This is a genomic window from Streptomyces sp. NPDC013317 (genome assembly GCF_055563155.1).
The window spans coordinates 248,522-263,967 of record NZ_JBVHDX010000005.1 but is presented as its reverse complement, the minus strand read 5'-3'; the positions used below and the strand labels follow the sequence as shown (position 1 = coordinate 263,967).

The 15,446-nt window shown below is 74.0% G+C and carries 15 protein-coding genes and 1 pseudogene; 8 read left to right on the top strand and 8 right to left on the bottom strand.

All coding sequences use genetic code 11. The features are described from left to right. Positions 1–119: 119 nt before the first annotated feature. The 4 genes from pepN to ACZ3IJ_RS16795 all read right to left on the bottom strand — a co-directional run bounded on the left by pepN (position 120) and on the right by ACZ3IJ_RS16795 (position 4,882). A complete protein-coding gene (gene pepN, locus ACZ3IJ_RS16810) occupies positions 120–2,612 on the bottom strand; it encodes an aminopeptidase N (RefSeq protein WP_467468817.1) in 2,493 nt (830 codons plus the stop codon). 70 nt (positions 2,613–2,682) lie between these two features. Further along, on the bottom strand, positions 2,683–3,678 hold the full coding sequence (locus ACZ3IJ_RS16805; RefSeq protein ID WP_467468815.1) for an asparaginase: 996 nt from the start codon (positions 3,676–3,678) through the stop codon (positions 2,683–2,685). Then, a complete protein-coding gene (locus ACZ3IJ_RS16800) occupies positions 3,675–3,983 on the bottom strand; it encodes a chorismate mutase (protein ID WP_352186355.1) in 309 nt (102 codons plus the stop codon). The genes ACZ3IJ_RS16805 and ACZ3IJ_RS16800 overlap by 4 nt, the downstream gene beginning before the upstream one ends. 11 nt (positions 3,984–3,994) lie before the next feature. Next, a complete protein-coding gene (locus ACZ3IJ_RS16795) occupies positions 3,995–4,882 on the bottom strand; it encodes a helix-turn-helix domain-containing protein (protein ID WP_467468812.1) in 888 nt (295 codons plus the stop codon). 84 nt (positions 4,883–4,966) lie between these two features. Between ACZ3IJ_RS16795 and ACZ3IJ_RS16790 the strand changes: the two genes are divergently transcribed. Then, positions 4,967–6,709, top strand: a complete 1,743-nt coding sequence (locus tag ACZ3IJ_RS16790) for a glycoside hydrolase family 35 protein (RefSeq protein WP_467468811.1) — start codon at positions 4,967–4,969, stop codon at positions 6,707–6,709. An 82-nt stretch (positions 6,710–6,791) separates the two neighbouring features. On the opposite strand, the gene ACZ3IJ_RS16785 is transcribed toward ACZ3IJ_RS16790, so the two are convergent. Next, positions 6,792–7,589 (bottom strand): S1 family peptidase, encoded by a 798-nt coding sequence (locus tag ACZ3IJ_RS16785; protein WP_467468809.1) that lies wholly within the window; start codon positions 7,587–7,589, stop codon positions 6,792–6,794. 141 nt (positions 7,590–7,730) lie between these two features. On the opposite strand from ACZ3IJ_RS16785, the gene ACZ3IJ_RS16780 reads away from it, so the two are divergent. The 6 genes and pseudogenes from ACZ3IJ_RS16780 to ACZ3IJ_RS16755 all read left to right on the top strand — a co-directional run bounded on the left by ACZ3IJ_RS16780 (position 7,731) and on the right by ACZ3IJ_RS16755 (position 13,029). Further along, on the top strand, positions 7,731–8,606 hold the full coding sequence (locus tag ACZ3IJ_RS16780; RefSeq protein WP_467468807.1) for a hypothetical protein: 876 nt from the start codon (positions 7,731–7,733) through the stop codon (positions 8,604–8,606). Between the two features lie 70 nt (positions 8,607–8,676). Continuing rightward, on the top strand, positions 8,677–10,356 hold the full coding sequence (locus ACZ3IJ_RS16775) for an ankyrin repeat domain-containing protein (protein ID WP_467468805.1): 1,680 nt from the start codon (positions 8,677–8,679) through the stop codon (positions 10,354–10,356). Between the two features lie 345 nt (positions 10,357–10,701). Continuing rightward, positions 10,702–11,352: pseudogene (locus ACZ3IJ_RS16770) on the top strand (ABC transporter substrate-binding protein); the annotation flags it as partial. Further along, on the top strand, positions 11,353–11,598 hold the full coding sequence (locus ACZ3IJ_RS16765) for a TOBE domain-containing protein (protein ID WP_467469079.1): 246 nt from the start codon (positions 11,353–11,355) through the stop codon (positions 11,596–11,598). Then, positions 11,595–12,248 carry an HAD family hydrolase gene (locus ACZ3IJ_RS16760; protein WP_467468803.1) on the top strand — a complete coding sequence of 218 codons (654 nt, stop codon included), beginning with the start codon at positions 11,595–11,597 and terminating at the stop codon, positions 12,246–12,248. The genes ACZ3IJ_RS16765 and ACZ3IJ_RS16760 overlap by 4 nt, the downstream gene beginning before the upstream one ends. Before the next feature lie 25 nt (positions 12,249–12,273). Beyond that, positions 12,274–13,029 carry a GntR family transcriptional regulator gene (locus ACZ3IJ_RS16755; RefSeq protein WP_467468802.1) on the top strand — a complete coding sequence of 252 codons (756 nt, stop codon included), beginning with the start codon at positions 12,274–12,276 and terminating at the stop codon, positions 13,027–13,029. A 4-nt stretch (positions 13,030–13,033) separates the two neighbouring features. On the opposite strand, the gene ACZ3IJ_RS16750 is transcribed toward ACZ3IJ_RS16755, so the two are convergent. Beyond that, positions 13,034–13,192 carry a hypothetical protein gene (locus ACZ3IJ_RS16750; RefSeq protein ID WP_467468800.1) on the bottom strand — a complete coding sequence of 53 codons (159 nt, stop codon included), beginning with the start codon at positions 13,190–13,192 and terminating at the stop codon, positions 13,034–13,036. A gap of 85 nt (positions 13,193–13,277) precedes the next feature. Between ACZ3IJ_RS16750 and ACZ3IJ_RS16745 the strand changes: the two genes are divergently transcribed. Then, a complete protein-coding gene (locus tag ACZ3IJ_RS16745) occupies positions 13,278–13,835 on the top strand; it encodes a hypothetical protein (protein WP_467468798.1) in 558 nt (185 codons plus the stop codon). Positions 13,836–13,996: 161 nt separating this feature from the next. On the opposite strand, the gene ACZ3IJ_RS16740 is transcribed toward ACZ3IJ_RS16745, so the two are convergent. Beyond that, positions 13,997–14,419, bottom strand: a complete 423-nt coding sequence (locus ACZ3IJ_RS16740) for a ribonuclease domain-containing protein (RefSeq protein ID WP_467468796.1) — start codon at positions 14,417–14,419, stop codon at positions 13,997–13,999. Between the two features lie 144 nt (positions 14,420–14,563). Continuing rightward, positions 14,564–15,445 (bottom strand): SDR family oxidoreductase, encoded by an 882-nt coding sequence (locus ACZ3IJ_RS16735; protein ID WP_467468794.1) that lies wholly within the window; start codon positions 15,443–15,445, stop codon positions 14,564–14,566. Position 15,446: the final 1 nt, after the last annotated feature.

The following is a 15,446-nucleotide window of genomic DNA, read 5'->3' as shown; positions in this document are numbered from 1 at the left end:
TTTGTCCGACGATGTCGCGGGAGCAACCCGAACGGGGGACGGGTCCTTGACAGGACGCCGTCCCCCGGTGGCCGTTCGCCCGCGGGCCGCTGGGCGGTGAGCCCCCGGCACGCGGGCCGTCAGGCGGTGCGGACCGTCAAGGCCCTTCGCAGGTCGGCGAGTTGGTCGACGAGCTTACGGTGGAGGGCAGGAGTCAGGGCCGGGTCCGTGAGGTGGGACTCGCCCAGCGCGAGGGACTCCTGGTCGATCGCGAACGCGGGGAACGCGTAGCGGCCGGCCGCCGCGGCCATCGCGGCGCCCCTGCGGGCGCCGAGCGCGATGGCCGCGGGGTAGTAGCGCGTCACGTACTCCCGCACCAGATCGGCCTGTTCGGGCTGCCAGAAGCCCTGGGCCGTCGCGGTGAACAGGTAGTTGGACAGATCGTCCGAGTCGAAGAGGGCGGACCAGGCGGCCGCCTTCGCCTCGGGCGTCGGCAGGGCGGCCCGGCAGCGGGCCGCGCCCTCCTCGCCGGTGGCGCTCGCGTCCCGCGCAAGCTCGCGGTCGATCACGGCGCCGTCGACCGCGCCCAGGACCGAGAGCCGGGCGAGGACGCGCCAGCGCAGCTCCGGGTCGAGCTCCGGGCCGCCGGGGACGGTCCCTTCGGCGAGCCACCCGGCGATGGTGTCGGGCTGTGTGGCGCTGCTGATGAACGTACGGACGGCGGTGAGGCGCAGTCCGGGGGCTTCGCCGTCCTCGGTGTGGCGGATCAGGGTGCGGGCCAGGGAGGTGAGCTGCGCGAGCGCGGCGGGACGGTCCGCGGGGGCGAGGTAGTGGTCGGCGATCTGGGTGCGGGCGAAGGCGAGGACGCCCTGCACGACGGCGAGGTCGGACTCCTCGGGGAGGTGGGCCTCGGCCGTGGCCAGGTAGTCGCGGGGGTCCAGTTCGCCGTCGCGGACCATGTCGCGCAGGGTGTTCCAGACGAGGGCGCGGGTGAGGGCGTGGGGGATGCCGGAGATGCCGCGCAGGGCGGTCTCCAGCGAGGTCTCGTCCAGGCGGACCTTGGCGTACGTGAGGTCGCCGTCGTTGAGGACGACGAGGGCGGGGCGCGGTCCGGGGAGGTCGAGGGGCGCGGTCTGCGGGACGTCGGTCTCCAGGCGTTCGCGCGCGACGAGGCGTCGGCCGTCGACGAGGTCGCGGTCGTAGACGCCGACGGCGATGCGGTGCGGCCGGCTGCCGTCGTGCCGGACGGTGAGGGTGGTGCGGGTGTCGCCGCCGGCGAGCTCGGGCGTGAGGGTGTCGACCCCGGTGGTCCGAAGCCACCGCTCGGCCCAGGCGTGGACGTCGCGTTCGGTCGCGGAGGCGAGGCTGTCGATGAAGTCGGCGAGGGTGGCGTTGCCGAACCGGTGGCGCTTGAAGTGGGTGTTGATGCCGGCGAGGAAGTCCTTCTCGCCCATCCAGGCGACGAGCTGGCGCAGCGCGGAGGCGCCCTTGGCGTAGGAGATGCCGTCGAAGTTGAGGAGCGCGGAGTCGGTGTCGGGTACGGCGTCCGGATCGGGGGCGACGGGGTGGGTGGAGGGGCGCTGGTCGGCGTCGTAGCCCCAGGCCTTGCGCTCGATGCCGAAGTCGATCCAGGTGTCGGGGAAGCGGTCGGAGCACGCCTCGTTGACGGTCTGGTAGCCCATGTACTCGGCGAAGGACTCGTTCAGCCAGATGTCGTCCCACCAGCGCAGGGTGACGAGGTCGCCGAACCACATGTGGGCCATCTCGTGGGCGATGACCATGGCGCGGGTCTGGCGCTCGGTGACGGTGACGGCGGAGCGGTAGACGAACTCGTCGCGGAAGGTGACAAGGCCGGGGTTCTCCATGGCGCCGGCGTTGAACTCGGGGACGAAGGCCTGGTCGTAGGAGTCGAACGGGTACGGCTCCTCGAACTTCTCGTGGAAGCGGTCGAAGCAGGCCTTGGTGATGTCGAGGATCTCGTCGGCGTCGGCGTCGAGGTGGGGCGCGAGGGAGCGCCGGCAGTGGATGGCGAAGGGCAGTCCGGCGTGCCGGGTGCGGACGGAGTGCCAGGGGCCGGCGGCGACGCAGACGAAGTACGTGGAGAGCAGCGGGGTGGCGGCGGCCTTCCAGCTGCCGTCGGGCTGTTGCTCGGTGATGCCGTTGGCGAGGACGGTCCAGCCTTCGGGGGCCTTGACGCTCACCTCGAAGACGGCCTTCAGGTCGGGCTGGTCGAAGGCGGCGAAGACGCGCTGGACGTCTTCCATGAAGAGCTGGGTGTAGACGTACGACTCGCCGTCGGTGGGGTCCTTGAAGCGGTGCATGCCCTCGCCGGTACGGGAGTACCGCATGGTCGTGACGGCGCGCAGCTCGTGCTCGCCCTCCGTGAGGCGCAGCGGGACCCGGTTCTCTTCGAGGGAGGCGGGGTCGAGGGGCTCGCCGTCGAGCTGGAGGGAGTGGAGCGTGACGGGCTTCAGCTCGACGAACGTCTCCCCCGCGGTCCGGGCGGTGAACCGGATGAGCGTGGTGGATTCGAAGGTCTCGTCGCCTGTGGTGAGGTCGAGGTCGACCGTGTAGTGCTGGACGTCGAGGAGCCGGGCACGGGTCTGCGCTTCGTCGCGCGTCAGTACGGACATGGGGCCCATGCTGCCCGATGGTGCGGCGGCGGGGCACGGGGGTTCCCGCAGTCAGCCCGGCGCGGCGGCGTCAGGCGAGGCCGGCGCCGGTGACGTGGGCGTAGGCGGCCGTGATGCCGGGGCGGTCGTAACCGCTCGGGCTCCTGGCGCCGGTGGAGAGGAGCGCGTGGAGGAGGAGGCGGGCCTTGGCGGGGTCGAGCGGGCCCGCGGGGACGAGTCCGCGCGTGAGGAGGTCGTGCTCGGATCCGGGGCCGCGGTAGGTACGGCTGAGGGTCGCTCCGGCGCCGGTGCGGGAGGCGAGGACGACGGGGATGCGGGTCGCGAGCCGTTCCAGGGGGTCGACGAGCCAGGTCGGGACGTGGCCGGCGCCGAAGGCGGCGACGACGATGCCGTCGAAGCGGGAGTCGACCGCTTCGAGGAGCTCGCCGCGGTCGCCGAGGGAGAGGGTGACCAGGGCGACGCGTACCGCCGGGTCGAAGCGGAGCGGGTGGATGGCGCTGGTGCCGGTGGGGCGCAGCAGGAGGCGCGGTTCGCCCTCGACGACGGTGCCGAGCGGCCCGGCGCCCGGGGAGGCGAAGGTGGCGACGGAGGTGGTGTGGGTCTTGCGGACGAGCCGGGCGGCGTGGATCTCGTCGGCGAGGACGACGAGGACGCCGAGGCCCGCGCAGCCGGGGTCGGCGGCGACGGCGATCGCGGCGGCCAGGTTGGCGGGGCCGTCGGCGCCGGGCAGGTCGGGGCGGCGCATGGCGCCGGTGACGACGACGGGCCGGTCGGTCTCGCAGAGCAGGTCGAGGAGGAAGGCGGTCTCCTCCAGGGTGTCGGTGCCCTGGACCACGACGACGCCGGAGCCCGCGGCGACGGTCTCGCGGACCTCGTCGGCGAGGGCGGCGAGGTCCTCGAAGGCGAGGGAGGAGCTGGGGAGCCGACGGAAGTCGCGCAGGTCGACGGAGAGGCCGGCGTCGGTGACGCCGAGGCCGGCGAGGACCTCGGCTCCCGTCATCCGGCTGGCGTCGCCGCCGCGCGCGGAGATCGTCCCGCCGAGGGTGAAGACCGTGACCCGGTTCATCGTTGCGCTCCGTCCGCGATCGTCTCGTGGTGCCGGATGACCTCCGCGATGATGAAGTTGAGCAGCTTCTCCGCGAACGCCGGGTCCAGTTTCGCGCTCTCGGCGAGCTCCCGCAGCCGGGCGATCTGGCGGGACTCGCGCGCCGGGTCGGCGGGCGGCAGCTGGTGCTTCGCCTTGAGGACGCCGACCTGCTGGGTGCATTTGAAGCGTTCGGCGAGCATGTGGACGACCGCCGCGTCGATGTTGTCGATGCTCTCGCGCAGCCGGGTCAGTTCCGCAGTGACGGACTCGTCGATCTCGCTCATGAGCAGCGAGCTTAGACGGATCGGGAGCGAAGGGTCGGCGGGTGTTCGGGATCCGGGATCACGTTGCTCCAGCCGCCTGGCACGGTCCGGCCCTGCTGCTCGCGGAAGCGGACGGGGGCGGTGCCGACCCGGCGGGTGAAGAGCCGGGAGAAGTAGGCGGGGTCGTCGTAGCCGACGCGGCGGGCGACGGCGGCGACGGGCAGTTCGGTGGCGGCGAGGAGTTCCTTGGCACGGCCGAGCCGGATGGTGAGGAGGTAGTCCTTGGGGCTGCAGCCCGCGGTGCGGCGGACGGCGGTCCGCAGTTCGGCCTGGGTCATGCCGTGGCGGGCGGCGTGCTCGGCGACGGAGAGCGGCTGGAAGGCGTCGCGGGCGAGGGCGGTGAGGACGGGGTCGCCGTCGGCGTTGGTGTCGGCGCGGGCGCGGCGCAGGGCGACCAGGAGCTCGTGGACGGCGGCCCCGGTCTCCACCTCCAGGAGGGGGTTGCCGCGGCGGGCGGCGCGGGCGATGCGGCCGACGGCGGCGCGCGGGGCGGTGGCGTCGGCGAGGGGGACGACGGGCCGATCGGGCTCGATGTATCCGAGTTCGGTGTAGGTGACGGTGGCGGGTCCCGCGAAGTCGACGAAGGCCTCGTCCCAGCCGGTGTCGGGGTCGGCGGAGTAGTGGTGGGGTACGCCGGGGGTGAGCCAGATCAGGGCGGGCGCGGTGATGGTGGTGCGGCGCCCGTCGGGGCCCCGGTACCAGCCGCTGCCGGCGCTGACGACGACGGCCACGTGGTGGTCGAGGGTGCGGGGGCCGACGGTGGGCAGGGCGCCGTGCTGGAGCCCGACGCCGAGGCAGACGAGACCGAGTCGGTGGTGGACCGGGCTGGGTGTGAAGTAACGCATCCAGGTGTGGTACATCCGCCGTACCTGCCTTTCTTCCGTCCAAACAGCGACGATCTTTGTCCATGGACCCGTCCGCCGCCAGAGGGCGAGGGTGACGTCATGAGCACGTTCGCTGTGGGTGACGAGGACTTTCTCCTGGACGGCCGGCCGGTGCGGCTGCTGTCGGGGGCGCTGCACTACTTCCGGGTGCACGAGGAGCAGTGGGGCCATCGCCTGGGGATGCTCCGGGCGATGGGCCTCAACTGTGTCGAGACGTACGTCCCCTGGAACCTGTACGAGCCGGAGCCCGGCCGGTACGGGGACGTGGGCGCGCTCGGCCGGTTCCTGGACGAGGTGGCGCGGGCCGGGATGTGGGCGATCGTGCGGCCGGGGCCGTACATCTGCGCCGAGTGGGAGAACGGCGGGCTGCCGCACTGGCTGACGGGACGCCTGGGGCGCCGGGTGCGGACGGACGACGCGGAGTACCTCGGGCATGTGGAGCGCTGGTTCCGCCGGCTGATGCCGCAGGTGGTGGAGCGGCAGATCGGCCGCGGCGGTCCGGTGATCATGGTCCAGGTGGAGAACGAGTACGGGAGTTACGGCTCGGACCAGGGGTATCTGCGCCATGTCGCGGATCTGCTGCTCGACTGCGGGGTGGAGGTTCCGCTCTTCACCTCGGACGGGCCGGAGGACCACATGCTGACGGGCGGTTCGGTGCCGGGGGCGCTCGCGACGGCGAACTTCGGCTCGGGGGCGCGGGAGGCGTTCGCGGTGCTGCGGCGGCACCAGCCGTCCGGGCCGCTGATGTGCATGGAGTTCTGGTGCGGCTGGTTCGACCACTGGGGCACGGAGCACTCCGTACGGGAAGCGGCGGACGCGGCGGCGGCGCTGCGGGAGATCCTGGAGTGCGGAGCCTCGGTGAACGTCTACATGGCGCACGGGGGGACGAACTTCGCGGGCTGGGCGGGGGCGAACCGGGCCGGTGAGCTCCACGGGGGCGCGCTGCTGCCGACGGTGACCTCGTACGACTACGACGCGCCGGTGGACGAGGCGGGGCTGCCGACGGAGAAGTACTGGCGGTTCCGTGAGGTGCTCGCGGAGTATGCGGAGGGGCCGCTGCCCGAGGTGCCGGGGCCGCCGCGGCGGATCGCCGGGCCGGTGGAGGCCGCCCTGACGGAGTGGGCGCCCCTGGCGGAGGTCCTGGAGGTCCTCGGGGACGAGGAGTCGCGGACGCCGGTGCCGCCGACCTTCGAGGAGCTGGGGGTGGACCGGGGTCTGGTGCGCTACCGCCTGGAGCTCCCCGGCCCCCGGCAGCCGTACCCGCTCGCGGTGTCCGGCCTGCGCGACCGTGCGCTGGTGTACGTGGACGGGGTCCGGGCGGGCGTGCTGACGTCGGAGGACGCGGTGCTGCCCGAGCCGGTGGCGGGGCCGGCGGTGGTGGAGCTGTGGGTGGAGTCGCTGGGGCGGGTCAACTACGGGCCGCGGCAGGCGGAGCCGAAGGGCATCACGGGCGGGGTCCGGCACGAGCGGCAGTACGTGCACGGGGTGCGGGCCCGGGGGCTGAGGCTCGACGCCTTCGAGGCGGCGGCGGTGGCGAAGGTGCCGTTCCGTCCGGTGACCGCCGGGACGCTGCCGGGGCTCCACCGGGCGGAGGTCGAGGTGTCCGGGCCGGGCGACGCGGCGCTGTCGCTGCCGGGCGGGACGCGGGGCTTCGTCTGGGTGAACGGCTTCTGTCTCGGCCGGTACTGGAGCGCGGGCCCGCAGGAGTCGCTCTTCGTCCCGGGCCCCGTGCTGCGGGAGGGTGTCAACGAGGTGTGGGTGCTCGAACTGGAGGGCGGACCGGCGGGCGTGCGGCTCGGTTGAGGGGCGAGCGTGTACGGGGGCGGCGGCCCCGCCCCCGTACACGCTCGGGGTCTTGCCGGTCGGACCGGTCCGACCGGTCGTGCTAGAGGGTCGCCGCGGCGGACTTGATCTGGGCGGCGAAGGTCGAGACCTCGGTGTACACGCCGGGGAGGCCCGGACGTGCACAGCCCTCGCCCCAGCTCACGATGCCGACCTGGATCCAGGCGCCGGCGTTGTCGCGGCGGAACATCGGGCCACCGGAGTCACCCTGGCAGGTGTCGACGCCGCCCTCGTTGTAGCCGGCGCAGATCTCCTCGCCGGCGACGAGGGAGCTGCCGTAGGCGGCCTTGCAGTCGGCGTCCGAGACGAACGGGACCGTGGCCTTGCGCAGGTACCGCTGCTGCGCGCCGCCCTCACGGGTGGAACCCCAGCCGGCGACGGTGAACGTGCCGCTGTTGTACGCGGTGGTCTCGGCGATCTTGAGCGTGGGCACCGAGGTGATCGGCGAGGCCAGCTTGATCAGGGCCCAGTCCTTGCCCTGGCCGTTGTAGCCGGGGGCCTGGAGGACCTTGGTCGACCGGACCTTGATGGCGCTGCTGGACTGGAGGTCCACGACTCCGGCGGTGGCGGTGATGCTGGTGTTGTTGCCGGAGCCGTTCACACAGTGGGCGGCGGTGAGGACGATCTGCGACGTCAGCATCGAGCCGCCACAGCCCATGGAGAGCCGGACCATCCAGGGGAACTCACCCTGGGCGGCGCGGGTTCCGCCGACGACCGGGGCGGGCGCGGCGAAGGCGCTGGAGGGCTGGAGGCTGACGGCCGCGAGGACGACGGCGCCGGCGGCGGCGATTCTCTGAAGGGCGCGGACGAACCTGTTCTTCTTCAAGTGTCTGCCTTTCATGGGGGGTTGGCCTTGATGGCATGTGCCCGTCAAGACTTGGTCGGGATTATGGACAGCGCCCCGGGAGGGCCACAAGGGCGCGATTTCGGCCAGCACCGCGCTCCCGCGAGGCCTCGTACAGTGGAGGCAAGGGGGTGCGGCGTGCCGAACGGAAGCGAAGTCGTCCACGGGTTCCCGCACCTCGCCACGGTCCGGGCCTCGATCACCGCGCTGTACCGGCGGCTGTCGGCGGACGGGGTGCGGCGGTACGGGGCGAGCATGTCCGCGCAGGCCGTGGCCTTCACCGACGAGGAGGACCTCCACCTCGGCGCCCAGCGCGTGGCCGGGGCACTCGTGCACCATCTGAGGCTGCCCGAGGCACGGATGATCGTGAGCTTCCGGGAGATGGAGCACGCGGCGAGCGTGGACCTGGCTGCGGGTCCCGAGTACTTCGTGGAGCTGAACGACCGCTTCCGGGGCCACCGCAGGGACATCGGGGCGGCGCTGGCCCATGAGATCACGCACGTGCTGCTCCACCGCCTCGGCCTGGGCTTTCCCGGCACCAGGGACAACGAGATCCTCACCGATGTGGTGACCGCCTATCTGGGGGCAGGCTGGCTGCTGCTCGACGCCTTCCGGGAGGACGGGATGTCCAGCCAGAAGCTCGGGTATCTGACGCCGGAGGAGTTCGGGTACGTGCTGGCGAAGCGGGCCGAGGTGTTCGGAGAGGACCCCTCGCCGTGGTTCACCAGCCCCCGCGCGTACGAGGCGTGGATCCGCGGGCGGGAGGAGGCGGCGCGCGACGCCCGGCGGCCCCCGCTCGCCGCGGCGGGATGGGCTGCCCGGCACCGGTACACGAAGGACCGCCGCTACGGGCGAGCGGCGGAGGATGCCTCGTACGCCTTCGAGGGGAGCGGGGCCTCGGCCCGCGTCTCCTTCCCCTGCCCGGTGTGCCGGCAGCGGCTGAGGGTGCCGGCGGGCCGCCGGGTGCGCGCCCGGTGCGGGGTGTGCGAGGCGGTCCTGGAGTGCGACACGTAGTCCCGGTGGGTGGTCGCGGGGGGCTGTTTCCCATTTGCGCCGTCCGCGCCCCACGGGTGAAGGTCGGTGGATGAGCACGCTGTTCGAGGCAATGCACGAAGGGGACGACGCCGTGGTGCGCGTCCTGCGGAGCGGGGTCTCCCCCGAGACGGACGACGAAGGGGAGACGGCGCTCTATCGGGCGGCCGTCGCGAACGAACCGGGGATCGTACGGCTGCTGCTCGCGGCCGGGGCGGATCCCCGCCGGGGCAGCGGCGAGGAGGCGGGGGACCTTCCGCTGTGCGGTGCGGCCTGCGGCGGCCACGCGGACGTGGTGCGGGCCCTGCTGGCGGGCGGCGCGCGGGCGGATCAGGCCGAGGCGTACGGATTCACGGCCCTGGACTGGGCGGTGCGGCTCGGACACGCGGAGACGGTACGGGTCCTGCTCGAACACGGCGCCGCGCCGAGCCGGCCGGGGCCCGACGGCCTCCCGCCGCTGGTGGCCGCGGCACGGCGCGGTTCGGCCGCGAGCGTGCGGGCGCTCCTGGAGTACGGGGCGGGCCCGGCCGAGGACGCCCTGCGGGAGGCGCGCCGCTGGGTCGGCGTGGACATCGCCGGGGAGCTGCGGCGCGGGCTGCTCGACCCGGGCCGGCCCGAGGGCGCCGAGGAGACCGTGGTGCGGCGCGTGCGCGAGGACGGCGGGGTGACCGTCGTCGTCGACGTGCTGCGGGCGGACGGCGCGCCGAGCCGGGGCAACGAGCAGCAGACCGGCCACGCCGCGATCGCCACGCTCCTGGAGCGGACGCTCGGTGTGCGCGTCTCCCCGGAGGAGCTCGCCACCCGGGCCCTGAACTGCGCGGACCCCGAGCTGGACGACTGGCAGGAGGCGGTCCGCGCGCTGGCCGACCGCGACGACGAGGAGACCTTCAGGGTGGCAGCCGGCTGGTGCGCGAGCGGAGGCCCGCTGCGACGGGCGCTGGGCGCCCGCGTCCTGGGCGGCCTCGACCGCTTCACGTCCCGGTCCGTCCCGGTGCTGCGCAGGCTCGCGGCGGAGGCGGCCGCGGAGGCGGGGACGGGGACCGCTGCGGAGATGGGGAGGGCCGCGGAGGCGGGGACGGCTGCGGGGACGGGCACCGCTGCGGAGGCCGGGACGGCCGCGGAGGTGGCGAGAGCCAGGGCGGAGACGGAGGCCGCGAAGGTGGCGGCGTGGCCGGCGACGGTGGCCGATTCGGGGTCCGGCGAGGCGCCCGGCACCGTGCCCGGCGTCGCGCCCGGCGCGGCCCGGGAGCCCGCGCTCTCCGCCGTCGTCGCACTCGGGCGGTGCGGGGACGCGCAGGCGCTGCCGGAGCTGCTCGCGCTCGCCTCGCATCCCGACGTGGAGGTGCGGCGGGCGCTCGGCTGCGCGCTCACGGGCCTGGTGCCCGCCGGGCGCCCCGAGGAGGTGGCGACGCTGATCGCGCTGAGCCGGGACCACGACCACGGCGTACGGGACTGGGCGACGCTCGCGCTCGCGGAGGTTCCCGAGGACACCCCGGTTCTGCGGGAGGCGCTCGTCGCGCGGCTCGCCGACGACGACGAGGACGCGGTGGCCGAGGCCGCCCGAGGGCTGGCGATGCGTCAGGATCCGCGCGCCGTGGAAGTCCTGGCGCGTCTCCTCGCCGACGGCGACCCGGAGGGGACGGCCCGCGACACCGCGCTCGCCGCCGTCGAGTACGTCGCGGACCCCCGGGCCAGGACCCGCCTGGAGTGGACGACGCCGCGCTGCCGTTGAGGCGGCGGGGCGGCACCCCGCACCCCCGGGGCGCGTCGGACCCCTGCCCCAAGGCCACCTGACCCAGGGGCCTCCTGACCCCAGGGACCTTGATCCCTGGCTCCCCTGACCTGATCCGTCCCCAGGGACCCCTGACCCCAGGCTCCCTGACTCCTCTGACTCCCCTGATCCCAGGCTCTCTGGCCCCTGGCTCCCCTGACCCCAGGCTCCCTGGCCCCTGACTCCCCTGACCCCAGGCTCCCCTGGCCCCCGGTCGAGCGCCCCGTTCCGCCGGGGAATCGCAGGGCGGGCTTCTCCTCGCGTTCACCGAGGAGCCACCGCGACCCCCCGTAATGCAGGAGTTGTATGGACAGCAGTTGTTCATACATCTTGGCCCCGCTCCCCTTCCCTCATGGAGTACGCGTGACCTCCCCTGCCCGCGCCGCCGTCCTGCTCGGCGCCCTCGGCCTGACAGCCCTCTCCCTCACCGCCTGCGGCGCCGCCCCGACGAAGGACGCCGCCGGCGCCGACGGGAAGAACCTCGCCACCGCCACCTCCGCCACCGAGGCCGGCGGCATGGACGCCCTGGTCGCCGCCGCGAAGAAGGAGGGCACGCTCAACGCGATCGCCATCCCGCGCGACTGGGCGAACTACGGCGCGATCATCGACGGCTTCACCGCGAAGTACGGCATGAAGGTGAACGTGGAGAACCCCGACGGCTCCAGCCAGGACGAGATCAACGCGGTGAGGTCCCGCAAGGGCCAGGACCGCGCCCCCGACGTGCTCGACCTCGGTGCGTCCTTCGCCCAGGCCGCGGGCGAGCAGGGCCTCACCGCCCCGTACAAGGTCGCCGCCTTCGACAAGATCCCCGGCACGCAGCGCGACGCCCAGGGCCGCTGGTTCAACGACTACGGCGGCTACGTCTCCATCGGCTGCGACGCCAAGCGGGTCACGGTCTGCCCGCAGACCTTCGCCGACCTGCTCAAGCCCGAGTACAAGGGCAAGGTCGCCCTCAACGTGCGGGTGCTGCTGCGGCCCGAGGCGCTGGAGGTCACGGCGGGCGGTCCCGCTCGTGTCACCGGCACCTCGTTCCACGGCCCGACGACCCGGCTGCGGATCGCTCTCGCCGACGGCACCGACGTCAAGGCGGATGTCCCCACGCACGCGGCGGCGGGGCTCACCCCGGGCACGGAGGTCTCCGTCCGTCCCCGTCAGCGGCCCGTGCTGCTCGCCTCCACCGCGCCGACGGGCGGTGCGGCGTGACGCGGCTGCAGGCGGTCCTCTTCGACATGGACGGCACCCTCGTCGACACCGAGGGCGTCTGGCTGGACGTCGTCGAGGCCGCCGCCGCGCGCCGGGGCCGCGCCCTGGACGCCGAGCGCCGGACGGCGGTGACCGGACGGTCCGTCGAGGACACGGCGGCCCTGCTCCACACCTACCTGGACGCGCCGGCGGCCGAACTCGCCGCCGAACTGGGCACGGACTTCGCCGGCCGGCTCTCGGTGGCCGCCGCGCCCCGCCCGGGCGCGCTGCGGCTGCTCGCCGCGCTCCGCGAGAGCCGGGTGCCGACTGCGCTCGTCTCGGCCTCGCCGCGCGCGGTCGTCGCCCAGGTGGCGAGCACCCTGGACGGGCACCGCTTCGACGCGCTGTTCGGCGCCGAGGACACCGTGCGGACGAAGCCGGAGCCCGATCCCTATCTGGCGGCGGCCGTGGCGCTCGGCGCCGAGCCGGGGCGGTGCGTGGCGGTCGAGGACAGCCCGACGGGGGTCGCCTCGGCCGTCGCCGCCGGGTGCCGCGTCCTCGCGGTGCCGTCGACGGAGCCGCTCGGGGCCTTCGCCGGGACCGAAGGCGTCACGCTGGCCGAGTCGTTGACCGAGGTCGACCCCGAGCTGCTGAGCTCCCTGGTCGGGTGAGCGGGGCGCATGACAGGGTGGGCGTGTGAGTGAGGAACGGGCGCGGACGCCGCTGTATCTGAAGGTCGCCGGCGATTTGCGGACCGCCATCACGGCGGGCGAGTACGGCTCCGGGGCGAAGCTGCCGGCGGAGGACGAACTGGCCCGCCGCTACGGCGTGTCGCGGGGTACGGTCCGGCAGGCGCTGGCCGCGCTGCGCACCGACGGTCTGATCACCTCGCGGCGCGGCTCGCGCCGGGTGGTCCTCGGCGGTCCGCGGCTGCACAGCTTCGGCGAGCTGCGCTCCTTCACGCGCTGGGCGCGCTCGCTCGGCGAGAAGCCGGGTGGCCGGATCGTGGCGGTCGAGCGGGTCCCGGCGGACGCGGAGGAGGCCGAGAAGCTCCGTGTCGGGGAGGGCGCGCCGGTCTACCGGGTGCGACGGCTGCGGACGCTCGCGGGCAGCCCGGTGATGGTGGAGCGGACGACGTATCCGGAGCGGATCGGGGAGTTGGTGGCCGGGATGCCGCTGGACACGGTCTCGCACTCGGAGCAACTGGAGCTGCACGGCGTGCTGTTCGCGGACGCGCGGCACACCATCGACCTGGTGCCGGCCGACGCGGACGACGCGGAGCTGCTGGGGTGCCGGGCCGGGGAGTCGCTGCTGCGGGAGCGGCGGCACTCGACCGACCCGGCGGGGAACCCGGTGGAGTGGTCGCAGGACCGGTATCTGCCGGGGACGGTGGCGTTCACGATGCAGAGCTCGACGGCGACGAGCGCGCTCGGACGCCGCCTCGGCTCGTGAGCACTCAGCCCGTGAGGAGCAGCCGGGCCAGCAGGGGCCGGAAGTGCTCGAAGCCGGGCGTCGGCAGGTCCGGACCCTTCGCCTGCTCGTCCCAGCGGCGTACGGCGACGGCGTCCGCGGCCCCCGGGTGGGACTCGAAGGCGCGGACCTGCTCCTCGGTCATCGGCCCGCCCTGTACGGCCAGGGTGTGGACGGAGGCCTCCGAGAGCAGCGCGGAGTAGCCGGGTTCGACGGCGCACAGGTACCGCTTGGCCGCGACGTGCAGCCGTACGGGTTCGGTGACCTCGGGCCCGAACCACTGGTCGAGCCAGTCGGCACCGGTGTGGCTGTGCCGGTTGTCGGTGCCGGCCGAAGGTGCGGGCCACGTCGAGCACCTGGCGGTCGCGGACGGGCACGTCGCGGACGAGGGCGAAGCCGAGGCGGAGGACGGCGTCGAGCAGGTCGGCGCGGACGGCGGGGTCGGACGTGTAGGAGGCCCAGTCGGCCTCGGGGACGCCGTCCGCGAACCGCCCGGCGGCCCACAGCTCCTTGTCGTCCTCGGTGCGGCCGTCGCCGGGGGCGGCCGCCGCGCCGGGGAGGTGGGCGTCGAGCCAGGACTCGGGGTAGAGCGAGCGGTGACCGTCGGGGGCCCGGACGACCTCGCGGGCGGGGGCGCCGTCGGGGGTGCGGGTGTTGCGCACGGTGCCGACGGCGAGCGCGGCGGGGAGTTCGGTGATCTGGAACAGCTTCTGGCCGTTGCGGGGATCCCGGCACTCCGCGCAGGGACCGTTGTCGCGCAGCCAGCGCGGCGGCGCGGCGGCGGGTGACGCCATGAGGTTCTCCAAGTTGTACAGACAACTTCAGTTCGTCTCGGAGCCTCGCAGCCGTGGGCGGCCGACGGGTTACGGACAGCCCAACACCCGGTCCGCGGCCGGCCGGCATGGGGGAAGGCCGGCCGCGGAACGGGAGCCGATGGGGCCGGGCCGGCTCAGCAGCCGTGGTCGACGAGGTCGAACGTGGCGTAGTGGTCGGCCGTGTAGTAGTCCTCCTGCTGGGACTCACCGGTCACGATCCGGCGCGCACCGCGGGTGGGGGAGCCGGGGGTCTCCACCGTGTACTCGTGGTAGTAACCGGCGGACTGACCCGGGAGGACACGTTCCCGGTTCTGGAAGACAGTGCCGTCCTGGGGATACGGGAAGGGCCCGCCCCCTTCGATCAGGCGGAGGGTGTCGTGGGCCTGGGAGGGGAGGTCGGAGAGACAGATCTCTCCGACGGCGGCGGTCGAGAAGGAGGACGCGGCGGACACGGGGGCCGCCGGGGCGAGGGCCGCGCCGGCGGGGGCGCCCAGGAGGAGTGTCGAGACGAGAGCGGCGGCGCCGCCGATGAGGGTGAATCGTGGGGGGATTCGCATGCACCGATGATGACGCGCGTAGAAGCGTCGCCGACAGCCCAACTCCCTTCATTTCGCTGGATGTTGACTTCATCTGCGTGATGTGGGGGTCGCGTGTGCGGCCCCCACTCGGACGTCACGCCCTCCGCACGTACGGGTGGGGGCTCACCCCCCGGAGCCGTACACCGGCTGCGGCACCTCCGCCTCCGCCAGCAGCTTCAGCGCCGCCTCGCCCGCCTCCGCGGGGCTCCACCGCGCGCCCTTGTCGGCCGTCGGGCCCGGACGCCAGCCCTCCATGACGGTGATCCGGCCGCCCTCCGCCTCGAAGACCCGGCCGGTCACCCCTGCCGAGGAGGCCGAGCCCAGCCAGACGACCAGCGGGGAGACGTCCTCCGGTACGCCCGCCAGGTCCGCGAAGGCCCCCTCCGTCATCCGGGTTCTGGCCGCCGGGGCGATGGCGTTGACCTGCACGCCGTAGCGGGCCGTCTCCGCCGCCGCGACCAGGGTCAGACCGATGATCCCGGCCTTGGCCGCCGCGTAGTTGCCCTGCCCGACACTGCCCAGCAGGCCCGCACCCGAGGTGGTGTTGACGACCCGGGCGACCGGCTCGCGGCCCGCCTTGGCCTCCGCGCGCCAGTACGCCGCCGCGTGCCGCAGCGGCAGGAAGTGGCCCTTCACGTGGACGCGCATCACCGCGTCCCAGTCGTCCTCGCCGAGGTTCACCAGCATCCGGTCCCGCAGGAAGCCCGCGTTGTTGACCAGGGTGTCGAGGCGCCCGAAGGCGTCCAGGGCGGTGGCGACCAGCGAGGCCGCCCCCTCCTCCGTGGCGATGTCGCCGCCGTGTGCCACGGCCTCGCCGCCCGCCGTACGGATCTCCTCCACCACCTGCCCGGCGGGCGAACCCGACCCGGCGGAACCGTCGAGCCCCACCCCCAGGTCGTTGACGACGACCCTCGCCCCCTCGGCGGCGAAGGCGCGCGCGTGCGCCCGCCCCAGACCCCTTCCCGCTCCGGTCACGATCACGACCCGGCCCTCGCACAGTCCCATA